Annotated in this window: 18 protein-coding genes; 4 read left to right on the top strand and 14 right to left on the bottom strand. The window is 36.5% G+C overall.

Annotated elements, in window-relative coordinates; translation table 11 throughout:
• A partial coding sequence (locus AACZ30_RS06555; RefSeq protein ID WP_339648384.1) for a cation:proton antiporter occupies positions 1-377 on the top strand: 377 nt, incomplete at its 5' end.
• 36 nt (positions 378-413) lie between these two features.
• Here the strand turns inward: AACZ30_RS06555 and AACZ30_RS06550 are convergent.
• Entirely contained in the window at positions 414-1,415 is a 1,002-nt protein-coding gene (locus tag AACZ30_RS06550; RefSeq protein WP_339648382.1) for a PAS domain S-box protein, read from the bottom strand.
• A 539-nt stretch (positions 1,416-1,954) separates the two neighbouring features.
• On the opposite strand from AACZ30_RS06550, the gene cobA reads away from it, so the two are divergent.
• Entirely contained in the window at positions 1,955-2,767 is an 813-nt protein-coding gene (gene cobA, locus AACZ30_RS06545; protein WP_339648381.1) for a uroporphyrinogen-III C-methyltransferase, read from the top strand.
• 13 nt (positions 2,768-2,780) lie between these two features.
• Here the strand turns inward: cobA and AACZ30_RS06540 are convergent, their stop codons facing one another.
• The 10 genes from AACZ30_RS06540 to AACZ30_RS06495 form a co-directional block, all read right to left on the bottom strand.
• On the bottom strand, positions 2,781-4,229 hold the full coding sequence (locus AACZ30_RS06540) for a rubredoxin (RefSeq protein ID WP_075326653.1): 1,449 nt from the start codon (positions 4,227-4,229) through the stop codon (positions 2,781-2,783).
• Positions 4,230-4,273: 44 nt separating this feature from the next.
• Entirely contained in the window at positions 4,274-7,798 is a 3,525-nt protein-coding gene (locus AACZ30_RS06535; RefSeq protein WP_339648380.1) for a molybdopterin-dependent oxidoreductase, read from the bottom strand.
• 114 nt (positions 7,799-7,912) lie between these two features.
• On the bottom strand, positions 7,913-9,313 hold the full coding sequence (locus AACZ30_RS06530; protein ID WP_339648379.1) for an MFS transporter: 1,401 nt from the start codon (positions 9,311-9,313) through the stop codon (positions 7,913-7,915).
• A gap of 217 nt (positions 9,314-9,530) precedes the next feature.
• Positions 9,531-10,199, bottom strand: a complete 669-nt coding sequence (locus AACZ30_RS06525) for a response regulator transcription factor (RefSeq protein ID WP_339648378.1) — start codon at positions 10,197-10,199, stop codon at positions 9,531-9,533.
• Positions 10,200-10,247: 48 nt separating this feature from the next.
• Positions 10,248-12,065 (bottom strand): ATP-binding protein, encoded by a 1,818-nt coding sequence (locus AACZ30_RS06520; RefSeq protein ID WP_339648377.1) that lies wholly within the window; start codon positions 12,063-12,065, stop codon positions 10,248-10,250.
• 3 nt (positions 12,066-12,068) lie between these two features.
• Complete coding sequence (locus tag AACZ30_RS06515; protein ID WP_339648376.1) at positions 12,069-12,647, bottom strand: DUF4202 domain-containing protein; 579 nt, start codon at positions 12,645-12,647, stop codon at positions 12,069-12,071.
• 11 nt (positions 12,648-12,658) lie between these two features.
• Positions 12,659-13,036 carry a nitrite reductase small subunit NirD gene (gene nirD / locus AACZ30_RS06510; RefSeq protein WP_339648375.1) on the bottom strand — a complete coding sequence of 126 codons (378 nt, stop codon included), beginning with the start codon at positions 13,034-13,036 and terminating at the stop codon, positions 12,659-12,661.
• 45 nt (positions 13,037-13,081) lie between these two features.
• Complete coding sequence (gene nirB, locus AACZ30_RS06505) at positions 13,082-15,592, bottom strand: nitrite reductase large subunit NirB (protein WP_339648374.1); 2,511 nt, start codon at positions 15,590-15,592, stop codon at positions 13,082-13,084.
• A 432-nt stretch (positions 15,593-16,024) separates the two neighbouring features.
• Positions 16,025-16,804 carry an NIPSNAP family protein gene (locus tag AACZ30_RS06500; RefSeq protein ID WP_245764385.1) on the bottom strand — a complete coding sequence of 260 codons (780 nt, stop codon included), beginning with the start codon at positions 16,802-16,804 and terminating at the stop codon, positions 16,025-16,027.
• Between the two features lie 134 nt (positions 16,805-16,938).
• Positions 16,939-17,904, bottom strand: coding sequence for a PAS domain-containing protein (locus AACZ30_RS06495; RefSeq protein ID WP_093305609.1), 966 nt, complete (start codon positions 17,902-17,904; stop codon positions 16,939-16,941).
• Between the two features lie 366 nt (positions 17,905-18,270).
• Between AACZ30_RS06495 and nadA the strand changes: the two genes are divergently transcribed.
• Both nadA and nadB read left to right on the top strand, forming a co-directional pair.
• Complete coding sequence (gene nadA / locus AACZ30_RS06490) at positions 18,271-19,215, top strand: quinolinate synthase NadA (RefSeq protein ID WP_093305608.1); 945 nt, start codon at positions 18,271-18,273, stop codon at positions 19,213-19,215.
• 3 nt (positions 19,216-19,218) lie between these two features.
• The gene (gene nadB / locus AACZ30_RS06485) at positions 19,219-20,751 is read left to right on the top strand and encodes an L-aspartate oxidase (RefSeq protein WP_339648371.1); all 1,533 of its coding nucleotides are present in this window, start codon (positions 19,219-19,221) and stop codon (positions 20,749-20,751) included.
• A gap of 37 nt (positions 20,752-20,788) precedes the next feature.
• Here nadB and AACZ30_RS06480 read toward each other — a convergent pair whose 3' ends face one another.
• From AACZ30_RS06480 to AACZ30_RS06470, 3 genes are all read right to left on the bottom strand, one after another.
• Positions 20,789-22,027, bottom strand: a complete 1,239-nt coding sequence (locus tag AACZ30_RS06480) for an APC family permease (RefSeq protein ID WP_339648369.1) — start codon at positions 22,025-22,027, stop codon at positions 20,789-20,791.
• Positions 22,028-22,241: 214 nt separating this feature from the next.
• Positions 22,242-22,922: a DNA-binding response regulator gene (locus AACZ30_RS06475; RefSeq protein ID WP_339648368.1), complete on the bottom strand. Its 681-nt coding sequence runs from the start codon at positions 22,920-22,922 to the stop codon at positions 22,242-22,244.
• On the bottom strand, positions 22,915-23,909 hold a 995-nt coding region (locus AACZ30_RS06470; RefSeq protein WP_339648367.1), incomplete at its 5' end, for a histidine kinase dimerization/phosphoacceptor domain -containing protein. The genes AACZ30_RS06475 and AACZ30_RS06470, both read right to left, overlap by 8 nt.

Here is a 23,909-nt window from a genome sequence, read left to right as displayed (position 1 = left end):
TTTTTACTATCCCGGTTTTCTTTATTTTTGGTTTACTTCTGCCCTGGAAAGATTGGATTGATTTAGGAATATGGACGTCAGTTAGCATAATTTTTGTTATAATTTTATTCCGAAGAATTCCCAGTTTTCTTTTATTTCTTAGGCTAACTCCTCAATTTAAATCTAAGTTTAAAGATCAGCTATTAGTTGGCTGGTTTGGTCCTATTGGTGTAGCTGCGCTTTATTATGCTATCCTAACTTTAGAGAAAACTAAAGATGACACTTCCTGGATTATTACTAGTTTAGTGGTAATGGCCTCTACGTTAATCCACGGTCTAAGTAGTTTAGCCTTTTCTAAATGGTATGCTAAATTGGTTAATAAATCAAATAAAGAATAGCCCGGTTTTCTTCACCCATACCTTATTTAATTTATTTTATACCTGAAGAATAGCTTCAGATTTCCCAATTATTTGCCGGGTAATTCCATCTAATTCGGTAGCTGATTCATTTAAACCTTTAAATAAAAAATTACGCTCATCCTTATTTAGCTCTTCCCAGGAAGTTTCTTTTACAATACTTAGAATTTTGGCCACCGGCGCCCTAACTAAATGAGACTGGATCCAGGTAATATTCTTTAATTCTTCGTTTTGTTTTTCAATTATTTTCTGATGTTCAATTTCTTCCGTTATATCTGTAGCCACAATTATTGCGGCTCTTCGATTCATATAAGTAATTATTTTACTATCAATCTTCACCTGGATCTCTGCACCATTTCGTTTTAAATGGATAAAAATTCTATTCCCCGCCAACTTTTTTTCAGCTTTAAAATCGCGTAAAGAAGCCTCCATATTTGGAATTTGTTCTTTTGGCCTAATATCTTTTATGGTCATATTTAAGAATTCATCCTTAGAATATCCATAATGATTTATAGCCTTCTCGTTTACATCTAAAAACTGTAAGGTCTCCAAATCGTAGACCCAGGTAGGCTGGGGATTAAACTCAAATAAATCGAAATATAGTTGGTGCGATTTTTTTAGCAATTGCAAATTTGCTTTTCGCTCTACACTGTAAAGTATACTTTTATATAAAATATTAGGGTTTAAATTATCTTTAATTAAATAGTCTGAAGCCCCTAAAGAAATAGCATCTAGCGCAAATTCTTCAAAAACTTCTCCAGTTAATACAATAATAGGAATTTCAGTAAAAAGATGACAAACTGTGTTTACCAGGTTATTTCCTTTATTATCGGGAAGGTTAAGGTCTAGTAGAATAGCATCATATTCTGCACTTAACTCGTTCTCCTTTAATGCTGAAAATTTACTATACCGGGTTAGAGAATGCTCTGGTAATTTTTCTTTTAAATACTCAGAGATTAAATAATAATCTCCATCATTGTCCTCTATTAAGAGGAAATGGTAAGGTTTATTCTTAAACATAGTTGGAGTAGGGATAGACTTTCGGTTTAATTTTCTGATAATTCTAAGTACTAAATATCAAATATTTCTGAATAAATAAAAAGCTAAATACTTTAAAATCAGCAAAACTTATAAGTAGTACAAGCTATTAAAAATAATAAATTTTTAAACAGGATATTAATTGAATTTTTAAAGTAGGTAAACAGTTTCAGAGCAAGCTCACGAAGCATTGTTATTGATTTCGATGCAAGCCTGGGAGCTTTAGTAAATCTTATTTAAATGAAGTTTTGTATTTTTTTTATGGATGAAAGAGTTCGTTTTTATATTAAAATTGGATTATTAAGCGCTTTGATTCATTTATTTTGAAGAAACAGAAAGCTATTTATTGAAGCTTTCTTATTATTTTTTTGTTCAAAATATTATAATTTAAATTTTAGTCCGCAAAATTACTAAGCTCATAAAAACACTCTCTTTTCATCTATTTTTTACGTAAAAATACTTAGTTTTAAGAAGGGTTTTATAAATTGTGTTTTCTAAGAATTAGATTAATCGTAATTGAAATGAAAACACTAATCAATATCCCAAAATGTACTATCGTTGGGGCTGGTCCTGGAGACCCAGACTTGCTGACTTTAAAAGCGATAAAAGTACTCAATAATGCAGGTGTAATACTTTACGACGCATTGGTAAATCCCGAAATTCTGGAACACGCACCCGGGGCTATAAAAATTTTTGTAGGAAAGAGGAAAGGGTGTCACGCTTATACTCAGGATCAGATAAACGAGCTTATCGTAAAATTTGCCAAAGAAAATGGGAGCGTAGTAAGGTTAAAAGGAGGAGACCCATTTGTATTTGGACGCGGGAGCGAAGAAAAAAAATATGCCTGTGCACACGGGGTAGAAGTAGAAGTAATTCCTGGAATTTCTTCAGCTATTTCGGTTCCGGCTTCTGTAGGAATTCCTGTTACAAAAAGACATATAGCCGAAAGTTTTTGGATAATTACCGGGACTACTTCAGGGCATAAGCTTTCTAAAGATGTGACCCTGGCAGCTAAAACTTCTGCAACGGTGGTGATTTTGATGGGAGTGAGTAAACTCGCTCAAATTGTAGCTTTATATAAAAAAGAAGCTAAAGCAGAACTACCAATTGCAATAGTACAAAACGGTACGCGGGAAGATCAAAAACTCGTTGCCGGAAATATTGCCAATATTGAAAACCTGGTAAAAAAATATAAAATAGGAACCCCGGCCATTATAATTATTGGGGAGGTTGTTAAGGAATGTGAGGCTTATAAAACAGGAGTGAACAATACAGAAATTGATAAATTTATCTTTCAGAATCTTAATTACCTCAATTTACCCCAAACTGCATAATTATAGTTGATATTTAACTAGGCTTTTCCTGGATACGTTTTTCAAATGCTGACTTTGGGGCTTCACAAAGTGAACAAACGTAGGTTTCGGGAAGTTTATCAAAGCTGGTGCCGGCTGGTATTTCCTGAGTAATGTCACCAAACTTTGCTTCGTAAATACTGAGACAGGCCGCACATTGCCAGATTTCTTTTTTCAATTTCTCTTTCTCTGATTTTGATTCTGGTAACTTTCTGGCCTTTTCTTCTTTCTCACCCAATTGGCTAAAGTACATTTTACTTAATTCTATGAGCAAACCGGGCAATTCAACTTTGTCCACATCCTGAACATGAATCACATAATTACGGGTATTAGGATCAAAATTTTGAGCATAAAGTAAATTATAGGTGTCACGTACTCCAATCTCATTTAGAATTTCTGGTGCTTGATTTTTTTCAATTACCACAGCAGTAAAATAGTTGCTTTTTTTGGTTGAATCAAAAATCCCGAAAGTCAATCCATAGGTGCTAATATCCTTTTGATCAAAATTTGAAACCAGGTATTTTTTTAGGTTTGCGGCTTCTTCGTTATCTACCGGAATATGCCAATTTAGCTCTAACATAGAATGCCTCACATTAATTCCGTTTTTTCCCAGAAATTTCTCCCATTCAAGTTTGGTGTTTATTGGGATTCCTTTTACAATCAAAGATTTCCAGGGGGTAATTGAAATTTTTCCAATTTTAGACTCAGCGCATAAATCACACATTTCTTTGAGAAAACTGGTGTAATATTTATTATTTCGCCAATATAGTCCCAGCCAATAATTATCCATTCCAATCTTATTCATTCCCTCGTAATACGGAAAAGGTTGATATGGGATTTCCAGAGATTTATCAATTGTTCTATTATTGGTTTCAAGAGAATCACTTAGCAAATTGAAAATCATCTCTACCTCCTCTGGTTCTTCCTGGAGCAATTCTTCAATTCCATAAACAATTTCTCCCACGTCCCAGGTATAAATAAGCGCAGGATATACCTGCATTTTTTGCCATTCTGGTAGCCTGATGTACAGGTACCAATAATCTTCGTGTTCTGATGCTATAAAATTTAGATGACCGGTAAATAATGGGACCAGGCGTTGTTTAGGATCTGTAATATTTACTTTTAAATTTGGAGGAATTCTAAATTGTTCCAGCACATATAAATAACGGTCTCCGGTAAGCCAAGGTGTTCCCGAAAAAATATCTGCAGCTACATAAGAAGAAACTATATTTTCAGCTCCCTCAGTTTTTGGCGGAATTATTTGATATTTATTTTCAGCAGAAAAATTTTCAACTTCAACATCTTTGGTAATCAAAATATCCTGGCGGGACCCCAGCGAAATAGAATCTGAACCCGATGCCTCAGCTAATTCTACAATTTCCTTTAATTCTGCAGGTGATAAAACTCCTCCTTTTATAATTATTCTTGTGAATGATTTTTTCATAAATATTCTAATTAATTTAAACTGAAGCCAGAGCTATGCGAAAACTACCCGGCCACCAAAAGTTCCCTAACTTCGGTTTTACAACTTCCGCAGCCTAACCCGGCACCGGTTTCTTTGCAAAGTGTTGTAAAATCTTTATTTCCATTTTTAATGGCTTCCTGTAAGTTTCCGGCACCAACCTGGCTGCATGAGCATACAAGTTTTCCCTTTACCGGTTTACTGTTTCCTGAACCACGTAATAGCGTATCGCGCTTATCTGCCAGTTCCATTTTACTTTCAATAAGCGTTTTAAATTGAGCAAATTCATTTTTATCACCCATTAAAATGGCCCCAACAAGCAGATCATTTTTTACAATGCATTTTTTATAATATCGCTTACTAACATCGGTAAATACAATTTCCTCGTAAGCAGGGTCGTTCTCGGGTACATTTATATCTCCCACACTACAGAGGTCCAGGTTTTTAAATTTCAGGATATTCATTAGTACCGAACCCCTGTAAATACTGCCAACATCGCCAGCTAAAAAGTTAGAAAGAACCTCGGCTTGCTCTTCGGCAGCAGAAGTGATACCAAATAACTGACCTTTATACTCAGCAATTTCACCAATTGCAAATATATCTGAATTAGAGGTTTGTAAATGCTCGTTTACTTTTACGCCTCGCCCACAAATGAGACCGCTTTCCTTAGCAATTTCAATATTTGGCCGTGTGCCAATGGCATAGGCAATGGCGTGTGCATTAAGGATTTTCCCACTTTTGAGACTAATAGTTAATTCTCCGGGATTTTCCTCATCATCAAAAACAGTACTTACTTCATTATCAAAATAAATATTTATTCCACGTTCCTGAACATCCCTGGCCAGGAGTCTGCTGGAGAGTATATCAAGCTGGCGCTCCATGAGGCGGGATGAACGTTGTACTATGGTAATATTTACATGCTCTTTTTGCAATGCTGCCGCGAGCTCTAAGCCAAGCAAGCCACCACCAACAATCACCACGTGTTGTTCCTCTGGTGGTAAACCGGTATTTTCCAGGTAGGTTTTAAATTCATCGGCATCTGCTTTACTTCTCATGGTAAATCTTCCTGGAGAATCCAGTTGAGCATCTTTTGGAACAAATGCCCGACTACCTGTAGCAATAATCAATTTATCAAAATGATGTTTATTCCCCCGGTGATCTGTTACCAATTTTTCGTTTTTATCTATTTTGGAAATAGAACAGGCTTTATGAAGTTGAAGATTTAATTTTCCCAATTCAACTTCCTTAATTTTTAAAAGTTTTTCCCAGCTTAGTTCTTCCGTAACATATTCTGGTAGTAAAACACGATTGTAAAACGGATGTGCTTCTTCTGAAAATACGTGCAACACATCATCACTATTATGGTCGCGATAATTTTGAACAAACCGAAATGCAGCAGCTCCTGCACCAATAATTATTATTTTTTCTACCGGTTTTTTATATTTTGAAACCGAAACCCTGGTAAATTTGAAATCGGGTTCTTTTGATTGCGGATCAACCTGATTAAAAGTGAGGTTATTCGCCCGGTTAAGGTCAATTTGTAATTGTTTACCCCAATGCATTGGTAAAAACAAAACGCCAGGTCTTACGTCTTTAGTGATTTTTGCGCGTAGCCTAACATTTCCATTTTCACTTTCTACTTCCACGACTTCGCCATTTTTGATGAAATTCTTAATCCCATCTACCGGATTTATCTCTAATACAGGGGAAGAATAATGGGTTCGAAGTCGGGAAACCTTTCCGGTTTTGGTCATACTATGCCATTGATCCCGAACTCTTCCCGTTGTAAGGATTAATGGGAATTCTTCATCGGGTGGTGTAGAGGTGTTATTAATTGAAGCGGGAATATTAAAAATCGCTTTTTTAGATACGGTGTAAAATTGATGGTCTTCAAATAACCTCTTAGTGCCGGGATGGCGATATTCAGGTACTGGCCATTGAATACTCCCTTCGTTTTTGAGACGATCGTAATTAAGATGGGAAATATCAATATTAGTTCCTTTAGTCATTTCGCAGTATTCCGCGTAAATTTCTTTTGTAGAATTATAGTTAAATTCAGAAAAGCCCATTCTTTGCGCGAAATCACAAAAAATTTCCACATCGGCGCGAGCTTCTCCGGGTGGGGTGAGGGCCTTCGGTAAGTAAGAAATTCGTCTTTCAGAATTGGTCATTGTGCCTTCTTTCTCCATCCAGCTAGCGGCAGGTAATACTAAATCGGCATATTCCAGGGTGTCAGACTTATGCGAGATTTCCTGGACTACCACAAATTTGGCTTTTTTTAGTGCTGCTTCAGCTTTGCGAACATCGGGGAGGCTCACCATAGGATTTGTACAGGCAATCCAAACCGCTTTTAATTTTCCGTTTTCCAGGGCATCAAACATTTCAGTTGCTGTATATCCCGGTTTTTCTGAAATTTTATCCACTCCCCAAAAATCAGCCACTTCCTGCCTGTGATCAGGGTTATTTAAATTTTTATGAACTGCTAATAAACTCGCCATTCCGCCAACTTCCCGGCCACCCATGGCATTAGGTTGCCCTGTAAGAGAAAAAGGGCCATTACCGGGTTTTCCAACTTTTCCGGTTATAAGAGAAAGGTTAAGCAGTGCAAAATTTTTATCGGTTCCCACAGAACTTTGATTAAGCCCCATAGCCCACATACTAATAAAGCCTTTAGAGCGACCTATCATTTCAGCTGCTTCTTTAATCTCTTCTACAGGAACGCCACATTCCCTGGCGGCTTTTTTAAGAGAAAGTGAATAGGCCTGTTTTTTATAATCCGGGAAATTCTCAGTATGCGCTTTTATAAATTTTTTATCGATATAACCTCTTTCAATTAAGCGGCGGCCAATGGCATTAAACAGAATAATATCTGTGCCGGGTATAAGTTGAAGGTGAAGGTCGGCGAAACGTGCAGAATCCGTTCTACGGGGGTCTACCACAATCACTTTTACTTCATCGGGGTTTTCTTCTTTATGCTTTTCAAGTCTTCTAAAGAGAATAGGATGGCACCAGGCAGGGTTTGCACCGGCGATTAAAAAACAATCGGCCAGTTCAATATCATCATAAGAAACCGGCACTGAATCTTCCCCGAAAGTTTTTTTATAAGCCACTACCGCCGAGCTCATACATAAGCGGGAATTGGTATCAATATTATTTGTACCCAGAAAACCTTTAGTGAGTTTATTCGCAATGTAATATTCCTCTGTAAGGCATTGTCCCGAAACGTAGAATCCCACACTATCAGGTCCATATTTTTGGATAAGGGTTTTGAAGACGCGGGCAGCGCGATCAAGTCCCGTGTCCCAGCTTACCCGTTCACGTGGATGGGATTTACTCCAACGCATTTCGGGATGCATAATCCTGTCAGAAACATTGTTCGCAACATAATCAAGGTTCATCCCTTTAGAACAAAGCATTCCGCGGTTTACGGGATGGTCTTTATCACCTTTAACCGTAATTTTATTATCGAAGCTTTTTTTGGCTATAATACCACAGCCTACGCCGCAATAAGAGCAGGTGGTTTTAAATTCTTCTTGTTGTATTTTTTTCATAAACTCAGCGACAAAATATACTTAAACGCTGGTTATTAAGCGCTTATAATTTATTAAAAGAATGGATTATTTCTGCTAAATCCTTATAAAACAGGGGTGATTATTATAGGATTTTTAAGCGTTCTGATGCCTTAATTCTAATGCCGCTTCTTTTTCATCTTCCTTAGAAAACCGAATGGCTAAACTAATAAGACCTGCGGCCAGAATACTAAAACCAATCCAAAGAAATGCGTCTGAAATAGCTGCGGAAGATGCCGAAGCCCTTGCTGCTTCTACAATTTCATTATTTCGGCCTTCATTAGCCGCAATTGCTGCTTCTTCGGCAGCCACCGATTTAATTTTTAGGAATAAAGCTGCGAAAAATGCTCCTACATTTCCGCCGGCCCCTACGATTCCAGAAATTGAACCTATAGCTTTTTTATTAATAAAAGGCACCACGGCGAAAGTAGCGCCCTCAGCCATTTGCACCGCCAAACTGAATGCAGTGAGGAGAACAATGGCAATAATAAGGCTCCCGGCCATGGAGAATAGCGAAAGTATAATACCTTCAGCAATTAGAATTAGGGTGAGAAAGAATACCCGGCCTTTTAATCCGCCTTTTTCTCCCGATTTATCGCCAAAATATCCACCCAGGGTCCTGGCAAAAAGATTCATAAGTGCAAAGCCTAAAATAATGTTTCCTGCTGTTACCCGTTCCAAGTTAAAAGTATCTTGTAAATAGCTGTCCATGGTACCGTAAACCGTAAGTTCTATACCAAAACACACAGCGTAAACTACAAAGAGTATCCAGACACGATAATCTTTAATAGCGGTTAAAAAGCCATTTTTGTCTTTCTTAACCGGAATTCTTTTTCCCGATTTTTTTAGGTCTGAAAAATTTCCTTCCGGGGTGTCTTGTGTGAAAAAATAATAGACAAAGCCCATACTGAAGCATACAAGTCCCGCTACAATCATTGCATAACGCCAAACCTCGGTTTCTGCCACTCCAAACGCAACGAGACCAGCAGCTATTAAAGGCATTCCCAACCTATTTGCGCCTCCACCCAGGTTGCCCCAACCGGCTGAGGTTGCATTGGCCGTGCCTACTACGTTAGACGCAAACATTAAAGACGTATGTACTTGCGTAATTACAAACGAAGCTCCTATGAACCCCATAAATAATCGACAAAGTTGAAATTGTAATGGCGTTTGTACCAGGCCGCAGAGTATGGTGGGAATGGCTCCTAACATTAATAACCAGGTATAACAGAGCCTGGGGCCGTATTTATCACATAACTTACCAATTAACAGGCGGGCAAACACTGTTCCCGATACCGCGAGGATAATAGCGTTCCATTTTTGGGAGGGGCTAAGACCTAAATCTTTTTCTACCTGCGGCATAAAAGGCACTATTCCAAACCAGGAAAAAAAACAGATAAAAAAGGCAAATGCCGAAATCCAAAAGGTTCTTATTGGAATACTTTTTAAATTTCTTAAATCTAATTTTGTTGCTTTACCAGTGATCACATCCTTCATAATACTTAGTTTTATGATCTAAAATTAAGTATAAATACTTAAAAAAATAAGTAAAAATGAATTAATGCGAAAATTAGAAAATTGAGCCTTTAGAATTATAAAATTTTAAAAATAGGATGTTCAAAATATTAATCTATAGGTGATAGAAGTATTCCTGGAGGTGCGAACAGTAAGGAAGTTTAAATTTCGGGATAATTATTTGGAGAGGGGAAATTCCTTAAATTAATTTTAGCTCCCGGGATTTATGCGTGAGTTCCATAAGATTTTTTACTTCTAATTTTTTCATCAAATTAAACCGGTGAGCTTCTGCAGTTCGTTTACTTATATTAAGTTCATCGCCAATTTCCTGGTTGTTTTTTCCTTTTAAAATAAGTTGAAGAATTTGTTTCTCTCTTTTGGTAAGAATATTAAGGGCCGGGTCTTGCTCCGGGGAGCTTGTCTCTAAGCTTTTTCCAGAATTCCCATTCACAAAATTGTTTACGATAATTGCAGAAATATCGCCACTAAAATATTTTCCACCGTCGGCAATCTTATTAATGGCTTTAAGAAATTCTTCTTTGCTGGAGCCTTTAAGTAAATAACCATCTGCGCCGGCTTCTACGCATTGTACTACGTATTCGGTAGAATCGTGCATGGAAAGAACCAATGTTTTTACTTCAGGAAAATCTTTTTTTACTCTTTTAACTACTTCAATCCCGTTTAGCTCGGGCATTCTAATATCAACGATTAGTAAATCGGGAGCGTCTTTTTCAATAATTTCAAGGGCCTTTTTACCATTCGCTGCTTCATTCACCACACTTAGGTTTTCTTCATTTTCCAGTAAGGCAATAATACCATCGCGTACCAGTTCGTGATCATCGGCTAAAAGAATTTTGGTTTGCCCCATAATATTTGTGTTTTATACGTACGAAAATACGCATTTTTAAATAGAAGTCTAATCTTGTTTTAGGGGAAGATTCAGCGTTACCCGTGTGCCTTCCCCGGGAGAAGAATTAATAAACAATCGGCTGTCTATAAATTTTACACGTTCTTTCATAAAAGTAAGTCCCATCCCACGATTGCCGCTTTTTTCTGAAGCAATACTTTCCGGGTCAAAACCTTTACCATTATCCTCAATACTAATACTTAAAATTTCTTTGCTATGGCTTACACTTACAATAATATGAGTAGATTCGGCATATTTTATGGCATTATTTACGGCTTCCTGGGTAATGCGATAAAGATTAATTTCAGTAATATTTCCCAGGCGCTGTGAAAAACCGGTTTTATTAAATAAAATAATATTTTTTCCGGTGAGTTTTGAAAGTTCTTCTGTGAGTTTTTGTAGCGCCGGTACAATTCCATGGTCTGTGAGTTCCGGTGGGGTGAGGTTGAAAGTAGCAGCGCGAACTCCCTGAATAATTCTTGTACTTAATTCCTTTAAACTTTCAATTTTGCTTTCGGCTTTTTCAGGATATTTAAAATCTATGCTTTCAAGGTTATATTTAAGTCCGGTTAGCATTTGGCCAATTCCGTCGTGAATATCTTTTGCAATTCGGTTCTGCTCGTTTTCCTGGTTTTCAATGATTTTTTTAGCAATTAAACCCTGTTGCCGCATTTTTTCTTCGTAACTCTTTCTCGTAAGTTCTTCAATTTTTAGCTGGGCTTCTTTATTTTTGGTGATATCTACGCCAATAATGGTAAGTTCGGTTTTATCTTTTTCGGGTTGAAAAGGAACGATAGATAATTCAAGCCAAATATCTTTTTTGTTTTTGGTAGTAGCTTTTACTTCCCCCTGCCAGCCAGATCTTTTATGGGCTGAAATGAGTTTTTCAATATTGAGTTGTTCATTTTCTTTAGGTGATAAAATTTCAGAAAATTTAGTCTCCATATTAAATTTTTTATACTGAAATAGCTTCGAAAACCGATCGCCTATATGCAAAACATCGCCATTTGGGGTAATTCGGGCAAAAAGTAAAATTTGATCCATTGCCTGGCCAAGTGCACGTAATTCTTTAACCGATTTTTCACGAGCTTCGCTTATGGCATCTGCATCACGCGCCATTTTTACGGCCCGGGATTCTGCGTGCATCAGGTTTTTAATATTGGTTTTAACCCCTTTAGCTGTTGGTAAGAAGATGAAGAAGAATTCAAGTAATAAAATTGACAGAGTGAAAATTGTTAAAAATAATTCCAGGTTTTGTAATTGTTCCACCCGTGTATGTGCCTCTTCATCATATTGGTTTACTATAGCCTCCATAAGACCAAGAAAATCGTCCTCATTTTCTTTGATTTCAGTAATTTCAGCTGAAAAATCTTCTACAGGACGTCCCGGATTTTCATCTATTTTCAGCAGTAATCTTTGCGATGCAGCCCTAATTCTCTCATAATAAGGCTGAATTTTACTGAATTTTTCTTCAATTTCATCACTTTGTGCGGAAGCAATATTTAAACTGTCACCCCCATGTTTTAAAACTTCGTGAGAATGCGTCCAGCGAGTAAGGCTTTCTTCGAGGTTTTGGGCAATTTTTTTGCGCTCGTTTATGCTTACGGTTTCAAGAAGTAAAAGGCTCTCTTTGGTGAGCTTTTGGCTCAACATTCTTTGGCGACCCGAGATATTGATAAGTTTAGAATCTCCTTCCTGTTCTTCAAGGAATTTACCGATAAATAACTGACTTATAATTACCGAAAGCGCAATGGCTGTTAGTGCCAGAATGTATAGCTTTCTAAGTTTTATAAAGGTATGTTGGTCTAGAGAGCTAGGTGACGCCATTATTTATTTTAAAGCTTCTTGTATTAAAGTTTCACTATGTGCGGAAAGGGGAAGTTTTAGGGCGGCTTTATGCCCTTCAGGAGACATTTTAGCCCAGGTTTTTTTTACAATGTCTATTATTTTATCATCATTATGTTTTGCCGCAAAATTTTCAAAATAATGTTCAAGAAAAACCAGGCACACCACATCTTCCATAATTTGAGAACCTTCGTCTTTTTTAATCTGCTTTTTCTTGATTAAAAATGAAACCCGATCTCGAAAATCTTTATCATAACCCACTTCTTCCAAAATTTCATCTGTAATTTTAGCGTGGGTTCTTTTGAGACCTTCGCGCCATTTTAAATATCCAATTCTATTTTTTGGATAGTTGTCTCGAGGAACTGTCCACCGACAAATATGCTGCGCACGTACTGCAATTTGTAATTCTTCGGAAGCCTGCGGATGAAAATCCAATAACTTATCTGTCATTCGTTGTGAATACAATAATTCTTTCGGAAATTCTTTTCCGTTTGCTATTTCCAAATTAGGATCTTGAGCATTTTTATTGTCTATACGTTGTATGGCTTCCTGGAATTTACTCATTGGGAGGTATCTTAATCTATAAAACCAATATAGACATTTTCTGCTTCAATTTTTACCGGATAGACTGCAATTTTGTAATCTTCACCATTAAGATTATTCCCGTCTTTTAAGGAAAAGGTTTTTTTGTGCATAGGGCAGGCCACTTTGGGAATTCCCTCTTTATCGCCTATCATTCCTCGGGAAAGAACCATTTCCAATTTATGCGGACAAAGATTTTGGCAGGCATACCACGTGGATTCCCGGGTAAAATTAAATACCGCAATTTGCTTGTTTTTATATTTTATACAGGCTCCGCCATTTTCGGGAAAATCTTTGGCTTTCCCCACATTCACCCATTTGAGCACTTCTGGTGCAGATACACTTTGATACTGAGCTAATAATTCTTGCATGGTTTTTAAAGTTTGAAATTAGAAGTTGGTTTGAAACAGGAAAACTTAGGTCCAGCCTCGAGGCATTTTTTGGTCTCGAAGCGGGACATAACTAATATTATCATCACCTTCATCTGAATTGACAAAGTGTTTAAAACGCTTCATCATTTCAGGATCTTCAATTGCCTGCTTCCATTCGCATTCGTAATTGGTTATTAGACTCTGCATTTCTTTTTCAAGATCTTCGGCGATTCCTAAAGAATCTTCAACTACTACTTTTTTAAGATATGCAATTCCACCGTCTAATTTCTCCAACCAGGGCGCAGTTCGCATAAGTGGCGCGGCGGTACGTATGTAATACATCAAAAATCTATCAAGGTATTTTATAGTAGTTTCATCGTCTAAACCTTCAGCGAGTAAAATTGCGTGTTTTGGGGTGGCGCCTCCATTTCCACATACGTATAAATTCCAACCAGATTCTACAGCAATAATTCCAAAATCTTTTCCGCGTGCTTCAGCACATTCCCTAATACAGCCCGAAACACCACCTTTTAATTTATGAGGAGAACGCAGACCGCGATAGCGTTCTTCAATTTGAATGGCAAAACTTACGCTTTCATGCATCCCAAAGCGACACCAGGTAGAACCTACACAGCTTTTAACGGTTCTTAGCGATTTTCCGTAGGCGTGGCCGCTCTCAAAACCGGCATCAATTAATTCTTTCCATATTTCGGGCAGTTGATGCAATTCGGCGCCAAAAAGATCTATTCGTTGCCCACCGGTAATTTTTGTATAAAGGTCAAATTTCTTGGCTACGGCGCCTATAGTCATTAATTTATCGGGTGTAATTTCTCCGCCCGGAATGCGTGGAACTATAGAATAAGTTCCATTTCGCTGAATATTGGCTAAAAATTTATCATTACTATCCTGGATAGTCACCTGTTTATTGGCAGTTTCCATAGTAATACTCGCAAAAATTGAAGCCAGAACCGGCTTACATTTTTCGCAGCCATGTCCTTTTCCGAAAAGATTTAATGCTTCATCAAAATCTTTTACTTTATTAATCTTTACCAAATCAAAAAGTTCCTGGCGGTTAAAATCAAAATGTTCACAAATCACCTCTTTTACTTCTTTTCCGAGAGATTTCATGGTAGCATTAAAGAGATCTGTTACCATAGGTTTACAACCACCACAACCTGTAGAGGCTTTAGTTTTGGCCACCACATCTTCCATAGAGCAGCATTCTCCAGCTTCCAGTGGTTTACAGATATCTCCTTTTGAAATAGCTTCGCAGGAGCAAATTTGTGCAGAATCTGGTAACTCGGTTACCGAACCAAGGCTTGAGTTTTCGCCCCCGCGGCTTCCCAAAATAAGATCTTCAGGATTCTCTGGGAGTTTCATTGCGTTGATGTATATCTGAAATAGATTTTGATAATCTGAAGTATCGCCAACTAAAATTCCACCAAGCAGTTTTGTGCCATCGCGGGATACGTTGATTCGTTTATAAATTCCGCTTTGCTTGTTTTCGTAGGTAATGGCAGAAACTTCTTCATTTTCAATAAACGGATCGCCAAAACTGGCTACATCGGTGCCAATTAATTTTAGCTGGGTAGACATATCTATATGAGCGGCCATAGTTTTATCGCCCCCACAAATTTGAGAAACGGCAACCTCGGCCATATTATATCCCGGCGCAACAAGACCGTAGATAGCGTTATTATAAAGCGCAGCCTCCCCAATGGCATAAACGTTTGTTGCTGAAGTTTCCATCTTATTATTAACAAATATGCCACCGCGCTCGCCAGTTTTAAGTCCTCCAGATTTTGCAAGTTCATCCCGGGGCCTAATTCCGGCAGAAATAATAAGCATATTGGTCTCGTGCCTGGAGCCATCGGAAAACGTAAGCGCATCAATTTCCTCTTTACCGCTAATTTCTGAAGTAGCTTTATTGATTAAAATTTTAATACCTAAATTTTCTATTTTACGAATAAGGGTATTACTACCAGCTTCGTCTAATTGTCTTGGCATTAACCGGGGCGCAAATTCTACCACGCTGGTTTCAAGACCAAGTTCTTTGGCTGCGTTTGCCGCTTCCAGGCCTAAAAGTCCGCCGCCTAATACAGTGGCTTTAGATTTATTGCTCTTCTGAAGTTTTTTTGCATAGGTTTTTATTGCATCTAGATCTTCTGTAGTACGATACACAAAAACCCCGGCTTTTTCTGAACCTTTTATAGGTGGAATAAATGGGGAAGAACCCGTTGCCAGTACAAGGTAATCGTAGCTTATTTTTTCACCTTTATAGGTGATAACTTCTTTTTCTTTGGTATTAATTTCTGAAATAAGCGAAGAAGTACGTAGTTTAATTTCATGATCTTTATACCAGCTTTTGGACGCCAGAAGTAATTCATCTTTTCCTTTCTCAGAAAAATATTCGCTAAGGTGAACACGATCGTAAGCCGGACTCGGTTCTTCCCCAAACACCTCTATTTGATAGTTTTCTCTATCAGGTCTGGTTACCAGTTTTTCACAAAATTTATAACCAACCATCCCGTTTCCTACTACAACTATTTTCTTCATAACTACGTAAGTTTAATTCAAATTTAAATAAAAATACGTATTAATACGTATTGAATTGAATTTTCTGCGTAGAAAAACGGAATTAAGAAAAATAGCCGCTTATAAATAAAAAATCGGTATTATTTGAAGTTTATAATGATTTTTAGTGAAATCTAATAATTTGAAGGGTGGCTTAGTATTTTTATTATTACCGATTATTTTTAGAATTTGTTAAAAGTTTAATTAAGAGTCGAGATTTAAATGTTCTAGGCTTTATCTCGAAATTTAATCAATGTTTCCCTATAAGAGCTTCGGGAGCTTGGTTCGAGGTAGTTTATTTTTGATAGAGAAAAAGCTACAAAAAAAATGAGCCTGATAAGTTACCGGGCTCATTTAAAAAATATTTCAAATTATCCAGAGTTTATGTGTTACTTTCTGGACTATAATTTTTTACTAATAATCAGAATAATCGGTAGGATATAAATAGTGAATATCTATTTTAGAAACATTGCCTTGGTATTCGGGAATAGCTTCCATTTTCTTCCATACGGGTGAGTTGCCAAAGCTTTCCCAGTGCTCATCTCTTGATTCCTGGTCGCTAAATGTTGTGAGGTACATAAGATTTGGCATATGGGGCCCTGCTATCACTTCACCATAAAATACAGCATTAAAATCCAATTCATCAAAAAGCTTTATTTCCCCTCCTTCATTAAACATTTTTATCTTATTCTTCAGCAAAGCTTCGGTTGAGGATTGATAACTTCTTAGTTCATAAACCCGGTCTTTTTTTGGCCCCTCAATTGCTGAAGGTTTCATTACCGGCATATCTTTAAATGCTTTTAGCAAAATGGTACTCATCCTTTTATAAGGTGGATTATCATTTGAACCCGATATATAATCACCATCTTTTTGCTGAAAAACTTCTGAATTCTGAAAGGCTTTATTTTTTGACGCAAATTCCTCTAAAGAAGTATAAGGAATCAACACATACAGTTTATTTAGGCTGTCGGCCTTGGGTTTGAAAACACCAATATTTTTCACTCCTAAATCCTTTAAGCCGGGGAGTAGTGCGTTTTGAAGGTAATTTTCGGTCTTTTCTACCTGATCGTGGTTTTCGAATTCATAAACCTTGAGTTCATAATATTCCTGTTCTTGAGCCTGGTTCACCAAAGGAGCGATAATTAAAAGGAACAGGGGAAGTAAAGTCTTAAAATTGGGAGCATATTTCATCATGATATATTTAAAAGGTCAGGAAATCGATTTTAGCAAAGTAAAGGTTTTTAAAATTATCAAAAAAAAGCGGCTGCTATCTTGTTTCCTAGTTTCTTTCTGGGTATTCTTTTAATTACTTAGTGATTACCTAATTTTTAATCCCAATCCAATAGGCGTTTTTCCCCTTCTATATTTTTAATATCAGTAATATCCTGAGACATTTCAATTACACCTTTATAGTTTTTCTGTGCATCACGAACAGCAAAGTACCTAATGTAGATAAGCCGACCTTTAAAATTGATCCAAAAAGATGATTCACTTTTTGTTCCTTTTCTAAATTCTTCCAGAATTTTTAAAACAGTACCTACACTTTTTGGAGGATGACAAAATTTTACTTCCCGGCCAATAATACCCGCACTTCTAGGAAATACGCGTTCTTCTCCACGATTGTAAAATATCACTTTGTCATTTTCATCTACATAAGTAAGGTCTAACGGCATAGTTTTAAGAAGCAGGTTTACCTGGTCAACCGTCATATAACCCTCATCGTAATGGGCGGTATTCTCTAACGAAAATGAAAGCTCTCTTTTGGTGAAATCCCGGCTGGGATGTATATATTCCTTATTAGGAAAGGCTGGTGGAACCTGCGGTAGCATCCAACCTATTTCTTCTTCTCCCACACGTACTTTGGTCCAATCTTCTTCTGTTAGTATTTTTAGAGCGTTTGGAAATAATGTTGTTTCTTCAATTAATAACAATCTAAAAATTCCGCTGATAAGATATTGTACGTCCTGGTCTATTTCTTCTATTTCCCTTGCTTCAATTTTTTTCCTCAATAATCTAAATTGCTCTCTTAAAGTGTCGTGAAAAGACCACATTCCCTGTGACGGGCCGTTCCATCCTTTTTGTTCCAGGAAAGGAAATAGTTGGTTCTCTTTTCTCTCAAAACGTCTTTCTATAGATTGCAACTGATTGAAAATATTATAGAACTTTTGATATTCAGCCGTGGGATCTGTATTTTTTAGTTCTTCAGTAAGTAATTTTATCAATTCTTGTTCCTGAAAATATACACTTACCGGGTGTCCTGCAGCTAGTTTAGAAGTATCAATCGTATCATTCATTTTTGTAAAATTTAATTTTTACAAAGAAAGATTTTAAGGCATACACAAATTTATGATCGCAATCACATTGCAGAAATTTGTATAAATAGCTGTAATAACTGAATTTTTCAAAATAGAAAAATTCAGAAACGATAAGAAATTCCTTTTTTCTGATTAGGGTCATAAATCGCAGAATAAAATCCTATTAATTTTACTCTATAATCGAGATTAAATGCATCGGGGTTTACTTTGCAAATTTATTAACCGTTTACGGTGAGTGCCTAAGTTTGCTGTGAGGTAGCTTAATTCAAATATATTCATCTGAAAGTTTCAGAAGAATAGATTTTCAAAAGATTCTGAATTCTTTTTTCTCTAAAAACCATCATAATGAGTGTGTTAACGGAAAATAAATTATCACCACAAGAAGAAATTTCAATATTAAAAAACACGAAAAATGCCGTTATCCTGGCTCATTATTATCAGGAACCGGAAATCCAGGAGATCGCTGATTTTGTCGGAGATAGTCTGGAGCTGGCCAAAAAAGCTGCTACCACAAATGCTGATATTATTGTTTTTGCCGGCGTACATTTTATGGCTGAAACTGCCAAAATCCTGAATCCGTCTAAAAAAGTTCTTTTACCCGATCTTAACGCGGGTTGTTCTTTAGCTGAAAGTTGTCCTCCTGAAGCTTTTCAGCAATTAAAAGATAAGTATCCCGATCACGTGGTGGTCACTTATATTAATTGTTCTGCTGAAATTAAGGCAATGAGTGATGTGGTTTGTACCTCCTCTAATGCCGAAAGAGTGATAAATTCCATTCCTTTAGATAAACCAATCATTTTTGCACCCGATAAGAATCTTGGCCGGTATTTAATAGAAAAAACCGGCAGGAAAATGTTACTCTGGGATGGCGCGTGTATTGTTCATGAAGCTTTTTCTATAGATAAATTGCTGGAATTGTACGCAAAGTATCCTTCGGCTAAAATTATAGCTCATCCGGAATCAGAAGAACATATTCTTAAAATTGCAAATTACATAGGGTCAACTTCGGGAATGCTCAATTTCGTAAAATCCAGTGATCAGGATACTTTTATTGTAGCTACCGAAGCAGGAATTCTACATCAAATGCAAATGGATGTACCTGATAAAACCTTGATTCCGGCACCGGCAAAAGAAGATAATAGCTGTGCCTGCAGTGAATGTGCTTTTATGAAAATGAACACGCTACAAAAATTATACAACTGTTTAAAGGATGAATCGCCCGAAATAGTACTGGCAGAAAGCCTGATGAAAGCTGCTCACAGGCCAATAAAACGTATGATGGAACTGTAAATTATGAAAACAGATGTTTTAGTTATAGGTTCAGGAATTGCCGGGTTATCATTTGCAATTAAGGTAGCTGCAGCAAAACCAGATGCCATTATTCACGTGCTAACAAAAAGTAATAATGACGTTGGGAATACTACTAAGGCGCAAGGTGGGATTGCGGTAGTTCTCGATAAAATAAGGGATAGTTTTGAACAACATATAGAGGACACCATGAAAGCCGGCAAAGGCATAAATGATCCCGAAGTCGTAAAATTGGTAATTTCTCAGGCCCCGGAGAGATTGTACGAACTTATTAACTGGGGGACCAGCTTTGACGCAAATGAACTGGGAGAACTTGAACTGGGACTGGAAGGCGGACATTCACAAAAACGAATTGTTCATCACCAGGATCTTACCGGGAAGGAAATGGAGACTAAATTGCTTCAAAAAGCAGCATCTTATTCAAATATTATTTTTTGCGATCATTATTTTGTGACCGATTTAATTTTGAAAAAAGAAGAATCTACTACAACCTGCATAGGAGTAAGGGCGATAGACAGGCAAAAGGCTGAAGTGGTAAGCATCAGCTCTCGCGTTACATTTTTGGCCACCGGCGGAAGTGGAAGAATATTTCAAAATACTACAAATCCTTCAGTTGCAACAGGAGATGGAATTGCAATGGCGTACAGAGCTGGCGCAGAAATATTAAACATGAATTTTATTCAATTTCATCCCACAGCCCTTTATACTAAAAACCAGCATTCTTTGTTCCTTATTTCTGAAGCGATTAGAGGTTTTGGAGCATATGTAATTGACAGTGCCGGAAATAGATTCCTTTTTAAATATGATGCTAACGGAGAACTGGCAACCCGCGATATAGTTTCTGAAGCGATTATGAAAGAGCTGCAACAATCGGGTAAAGAATCGGTATTTCTTGATTGCCGCCACCTTGAAGCAGAAGCTTTCAAAAGTCATTTTCCAACCATTGTACAATATTGCCTGGACGAAGGAATAGATTTTAAAAAAGATCTTCTCCCTATTGTACCAGCCGCTCATTACCAGTGCGGTGGAATTCAGGTAGATAAATTTTCCAGAACCAGCATTAATAAACTTTATGCCTCGGGAGAATGTGCACACACCGGTTTGCATGGCGCCAACCGGTTGGCTTCAAATTCTTTGCTGGAAGCTCTTGTATTCTCTCACCAGGCCGCAGGTAATGTGGTAGAAAAGTTGGATTCAATTCCGTTAGAGGAATGTGAGCAGGAAGTGATTCTTCAGATTGATGCAAGCAAAGAAGAAAATGATATTCTAAATAATTTCGAAAAAGAGCTAAATCGACTCATGAGCTATAATTTGCTTTATACTTCCGAAGAAAATGAAAAGCAGATAGTATTATCGAAATTGAAATTTGTAGATGAAAAACTTGAAAAACTATGTAATAATAGTAACCCGGAATTTTTTGAGCTAAAAAATATGATTCAAACAGCCAAGATTGTACTTGAACACGCAATTAAAAGCAAGTTTTTGAATAAAAAGGAAACCCATAACTTTTCTATTTGATATCGGGAGCTATCTTTAATTTTTATAAAATTTCAACCTACATATTACCCTGGGTAAGATTATATAGATTGTAACCGAATAAAATAAGGATGGTAAGCAAGGCAATAACAGTAGGAATGGGAATATTATTTACATTTAGAGGAATATGAAAAGGAGCTTTTTTCTTATCTTTTCTGTTTTTATAACGAAACATTAATAATGAAAAATTCACCATTCCAAAAACAATAAAAATAAAAATATTGCTGATGCTGGCCACCATTTTTAAATCTCCCAACAGTCCGAAGGCAATAGCTAAAATTGCTATGGCAATAATGGCGTAATTTGGAGCATTTCCTATACCTGATATGGTTGTAAACTTCTTTAACCAGGTTACCCCGCTATCGCGGGCAACATCATAAAGTAATCTGGAAGTTCCCAATATATTACTTAAAATAGTTTTGCTCGTGGCAAAAAGAGCCACTACAACCAGCCCCGTAGCGCCAAGCCTGCCCCATTTAGTTTCTATTACAGCAGCCAGCGGTCCTTCAGATTCTGCAAGTTTCTGCCAATCTAATACACTTACGGCGCTTATGGCAATTAGAACATACAAAATAAGTACAGCCAAGCCACTTAGAAGTACCCCTTTGGGCATATTCTTTTCGGGATTTTTAGTTTCTTCGGCCATTTTTACCAGATCTTCGAAACCTATATAACTAAAGAAAATTAAAGCACTACCGGCTATAATTCCATTCCAGCCACCTTCATTAAGCTTGGTGAGATCTGTAGAGCCAAACTCGGGAATACAAACTGCAATAACGGCGATAAGTCCCGCCAGGGTTATTACAGTAGCAACCGAATTATAATAAGAACTGTATTTAGCGCCAAAAATATTGAAGAGGGCCATTAACGTAACTATACCTATTACAATTATCCATGCCGGGAAATCCCATAATCTATTTAAATAACTGGCAAAGCTAATAGCTATAGCAGCGGCAGCGACCACACCGGTAAATACCATAAAAATAGACATAAAAAAAGCCGGCTTTTTACCCAGGCTTTGTTTAATATATTCAAAACTCCCACCGGAATCTGGAAACCGACTAACAAATTCGGCATAAGACAACCCCGTTAAAAGAGCTACTGTTGCAGCTATAATAAAACTTAGCCAAAGCATATTGCCGCCAAGTGCTGCTGCTTCCCCAATAATTGCATAAATACCGGCACCTACAATACCACCAATCCCGAACATTAATATGTCCCATAATCCCAGGGACCTTTTTAGTTTCTTTTTTCCCATACTTACAATTTATATTTATTGTAAGAAATGACTAAATGTTTTAACGTCATCTAAGGAAAAAATAACATTCTATTTAAATTTTACGAAATTTTGGAAACGTAATGATTTATGTGCCTTTTATAAAAACCAGTATTGGAGTAAAACTAAGGTTACTACATGATAATCAATAAAATCTATAGATAAATGATAAGTGAAAACAAGGGCTGGAAAATAATTAAGAAATTTCTTCTAAAATTTCTTCTAAAATTTCTTTAGCATAGCTTTTTGATATGGGAATGCGGCTGTTATTAATAATTATTTCTTTGCTATTAAATGCAGTAACACAGTCTTTATTGATTACATAAGAACGATGCACTTGCAAAAATGATGGAGAATTCATTTGTTCTAAAAAATCTTTAATACTGGACCTTATTAATTTTTCAGAATCTTTTAAATGTAATATTAGATATTGATCTTCTTTCTTTGCATATAAAATCTGATCTTCAGAAAGGATGATTTTTTTGTCTTTATCCTTTACTATTATTTGCGCCTTATTTTTTATTTTACTTACAGCTAATTCAACAGCAATATATAAATCCTTATTATTAAGGGGTTTTACCAGGTAACTTGTTGGTGTTGTAGCAATTGCTTTTTTTATGGTCTCTACATCATTAAAAGCTGTTAAATAGATGAGAGGAATATCTAACTGGTTCCCTAACCATATCCCTGTCTGCGGGCCTTCTACTCTAATATCTAAAATAGCAATATCTGGTTTTAAAAGGGCAATCTCGGCGAGTGCGGTTTCTGCATTTGTTGCCATCCCACAAATTTTAAAACCTAAATCCTCCAACGTCTGTTTTAGAAGCTCCTGGGTTATTATTTCATCTTCTAAAATATAGATTTTTATGCTATTCATTTTTCGAAAAAAGTAAGGTTAATTTAAAATTAGTAGTGTTTTCAATCTTTAATTCTCCTTTCAATTGCTTGTTCATCATTCCTATAATTTTCATACCCATAGTTTGTTTCTGGGTTGCCTGTTGGGTAAAATTACCATTGTCAAAATATATAAATACATACTTTTTATCCCGCTGCTGAAAATTTATAAATATTTCGGGATTCTTGGTTTGATGAAAAGCGTGTTTATTTGAGTTATTTATTAGTTCATTTAATAAAAGTGAAAAAGGGGTGGCTTGAGTGACGCTTAAAATGGAACTGTCAATATTTAGATGATACGTAATATTAGTAGGAAAAAGCTTTTTGTAATAAGCAACACAGCTTTCTATATTTTCTTTAACAGAAATAAGATCCTGGTTGCTTGAATTATATAACAGGTTATGAATACCGGCGATAGACTCGATCCTGCTTTGGCTATCCTGTAATTTTACTTTTAATTCTTCATTTTTACTGTTTGCCATTTGCAAACCTAATAGCCCGGAAACAATTTGAAGATTATTCTTAATTCTATGATGAATTTCTAACATCATAGTATTTTTAATTTGCGCTTCGTTCAATGCGATTTTATTTTTTGCAAATAATTTCTGTTTTGCTTTATATTGATAAAATAGGAACAGAACAGAAATGACAACAAAAAGGAGAATCAATAAAATAAACCACCAGGTTTTATAAAAAACTTCTTTAGAAATTACTTTTAGAACTATCGTTTCTCCTATCTTTTCTTTAGAGGCACTGTAGGCCTCAACTTCTAAATTATAAACTCCTGCTGCCAGATTTGCGAATAAAATTTCTTTACCAGCGTAGGTGGTAAACCAGTCTGAGTTACTTCCTATATTTAATAAGCGATACCGGTACCTAATATCCTGAGGGTTTATCTGTCCAAAAACAGAGAGTGTTGCAGAAAATCTTCTGTATTCTGAAGGCAAATCAATCTTACGAGTATTATTTA

Origin of the sequence: uncultured Salegentibacter sp., assembly GCF_963972535.1 — a bacterium.
GTDB lineage: Bacteria > Bacteroidota > Bacteroidia > Flavobacteriales > Flavobacteriaceae > Salegentibacter.
Note: the sequence above shows the minus strand (reverse complement) of the source record. Positions and strands in the feature narration are given on the sequence as shown.

Coding starts and splice junctions, on each gene's coding strand:
- AACZ30_RS06550 (WP_339648382.1), bottom strand. CDS start 1,415: ATGTTTAAGAATAAACCTTACCATTTCCTCTTAATAGAGGACAATGAT.
- cobA (WP_339648381.1), top strand. CDS start 1,955: ATGAAAACACTAATCAATATCCCAAAATGTACTATCGTTGGGGCTGGT.
- AACZ30_RS06540 (WP_075326653.1), bottom strand. CDS start 4,229: ATGAAAAAATCATTCACAAGAATAATTATAAAAGGAGGAGTTTTATCA.
- AACZ30_RS06535 (WP_339648380.1), bottom strand. CDS start 7,798: ATGAAAAAAATACAACAAGAAGAATTTAAAACCACCTGCTCTTATTGC.
- AACZ30_RS06530 (WP_339648379.1), bottom strand. CDS start 9,313: ATGAAGGATGTGATCACTGGTAAAGCAACAAAATTAGATTTAAGAAAT.
- AACZ30_RS06525 (WP_339648378.1), bottom strand. CDS start 10,199: ATGGGGCAAACCAAAATTCTTTTAGCCGATGATCACGAACTGGTACGC.
- AACZ30_RS06520 (WP_339648377.1), bottom strand. CDS start 12,065: ATGGCGTCACCTAGCTCTCTAGACCAACATACCTTTATAAAACTTAGA.
- AACZ30_RS06515 (WP_339648376.1), bottom strand. CDS start 12,647: ATGAGTAAATTCCAGGAAGCCATACAACGTATAGACAATAAAAATGCT.
- nirD (WP_339648375.1), bottom strand. CDS start 13,036: ATGCAAGAATTATTAGCTCAGTATCAAAGTGTATCTGCACCAGAAGTG.
- nirB (WP_339648374.1), bottom strand. CDS start 15,592: ATGAAGAAAATAGTTGTAGTAGGAAACGGGATGGTTGGTTATAAATTT.
- AACZ30_RS06500 (WP_245764385.1), bottom strand. CDS start 16,804: ATGATGAAATATGCTCCCAATTTTAAGACTTTACTTCCCCTGTTCCTT.
- AACZ30_RS06495 (WP_093305609.1), bottom strand. CDS start 17,904: ATGAATGATACGATTGATACTTCTAAACTAGCTGCAGGACACCCGGTA.
- nadA (WP_093305608.1), top strand. CDS start 18,271: ATGAGTGTGTTAACGGAAAATAAATTATCACCACAAGAAGAAATTTCA.
- nadB (WP_339648371.1), top strand. CDS start 19,219: ATGAAAACAGATGTTTTAGTTATAGGTTCAGGAATTGCCGGGTTATCA.
- AACZ30_RS06480 (WP_339648369.1), bottom strand. CDS start 22,027: ATGGGAAAAAAGAAACTAAAAAGGTCCCTGGGATTATGGGACATATTA.
- AACZ30_RS06475 (WP_339648368.1), bottom strand. CDS start 22,922: ATGAATAGCATAAAAATCTATATTTTAGAAGATGAAATAATAACCCAG.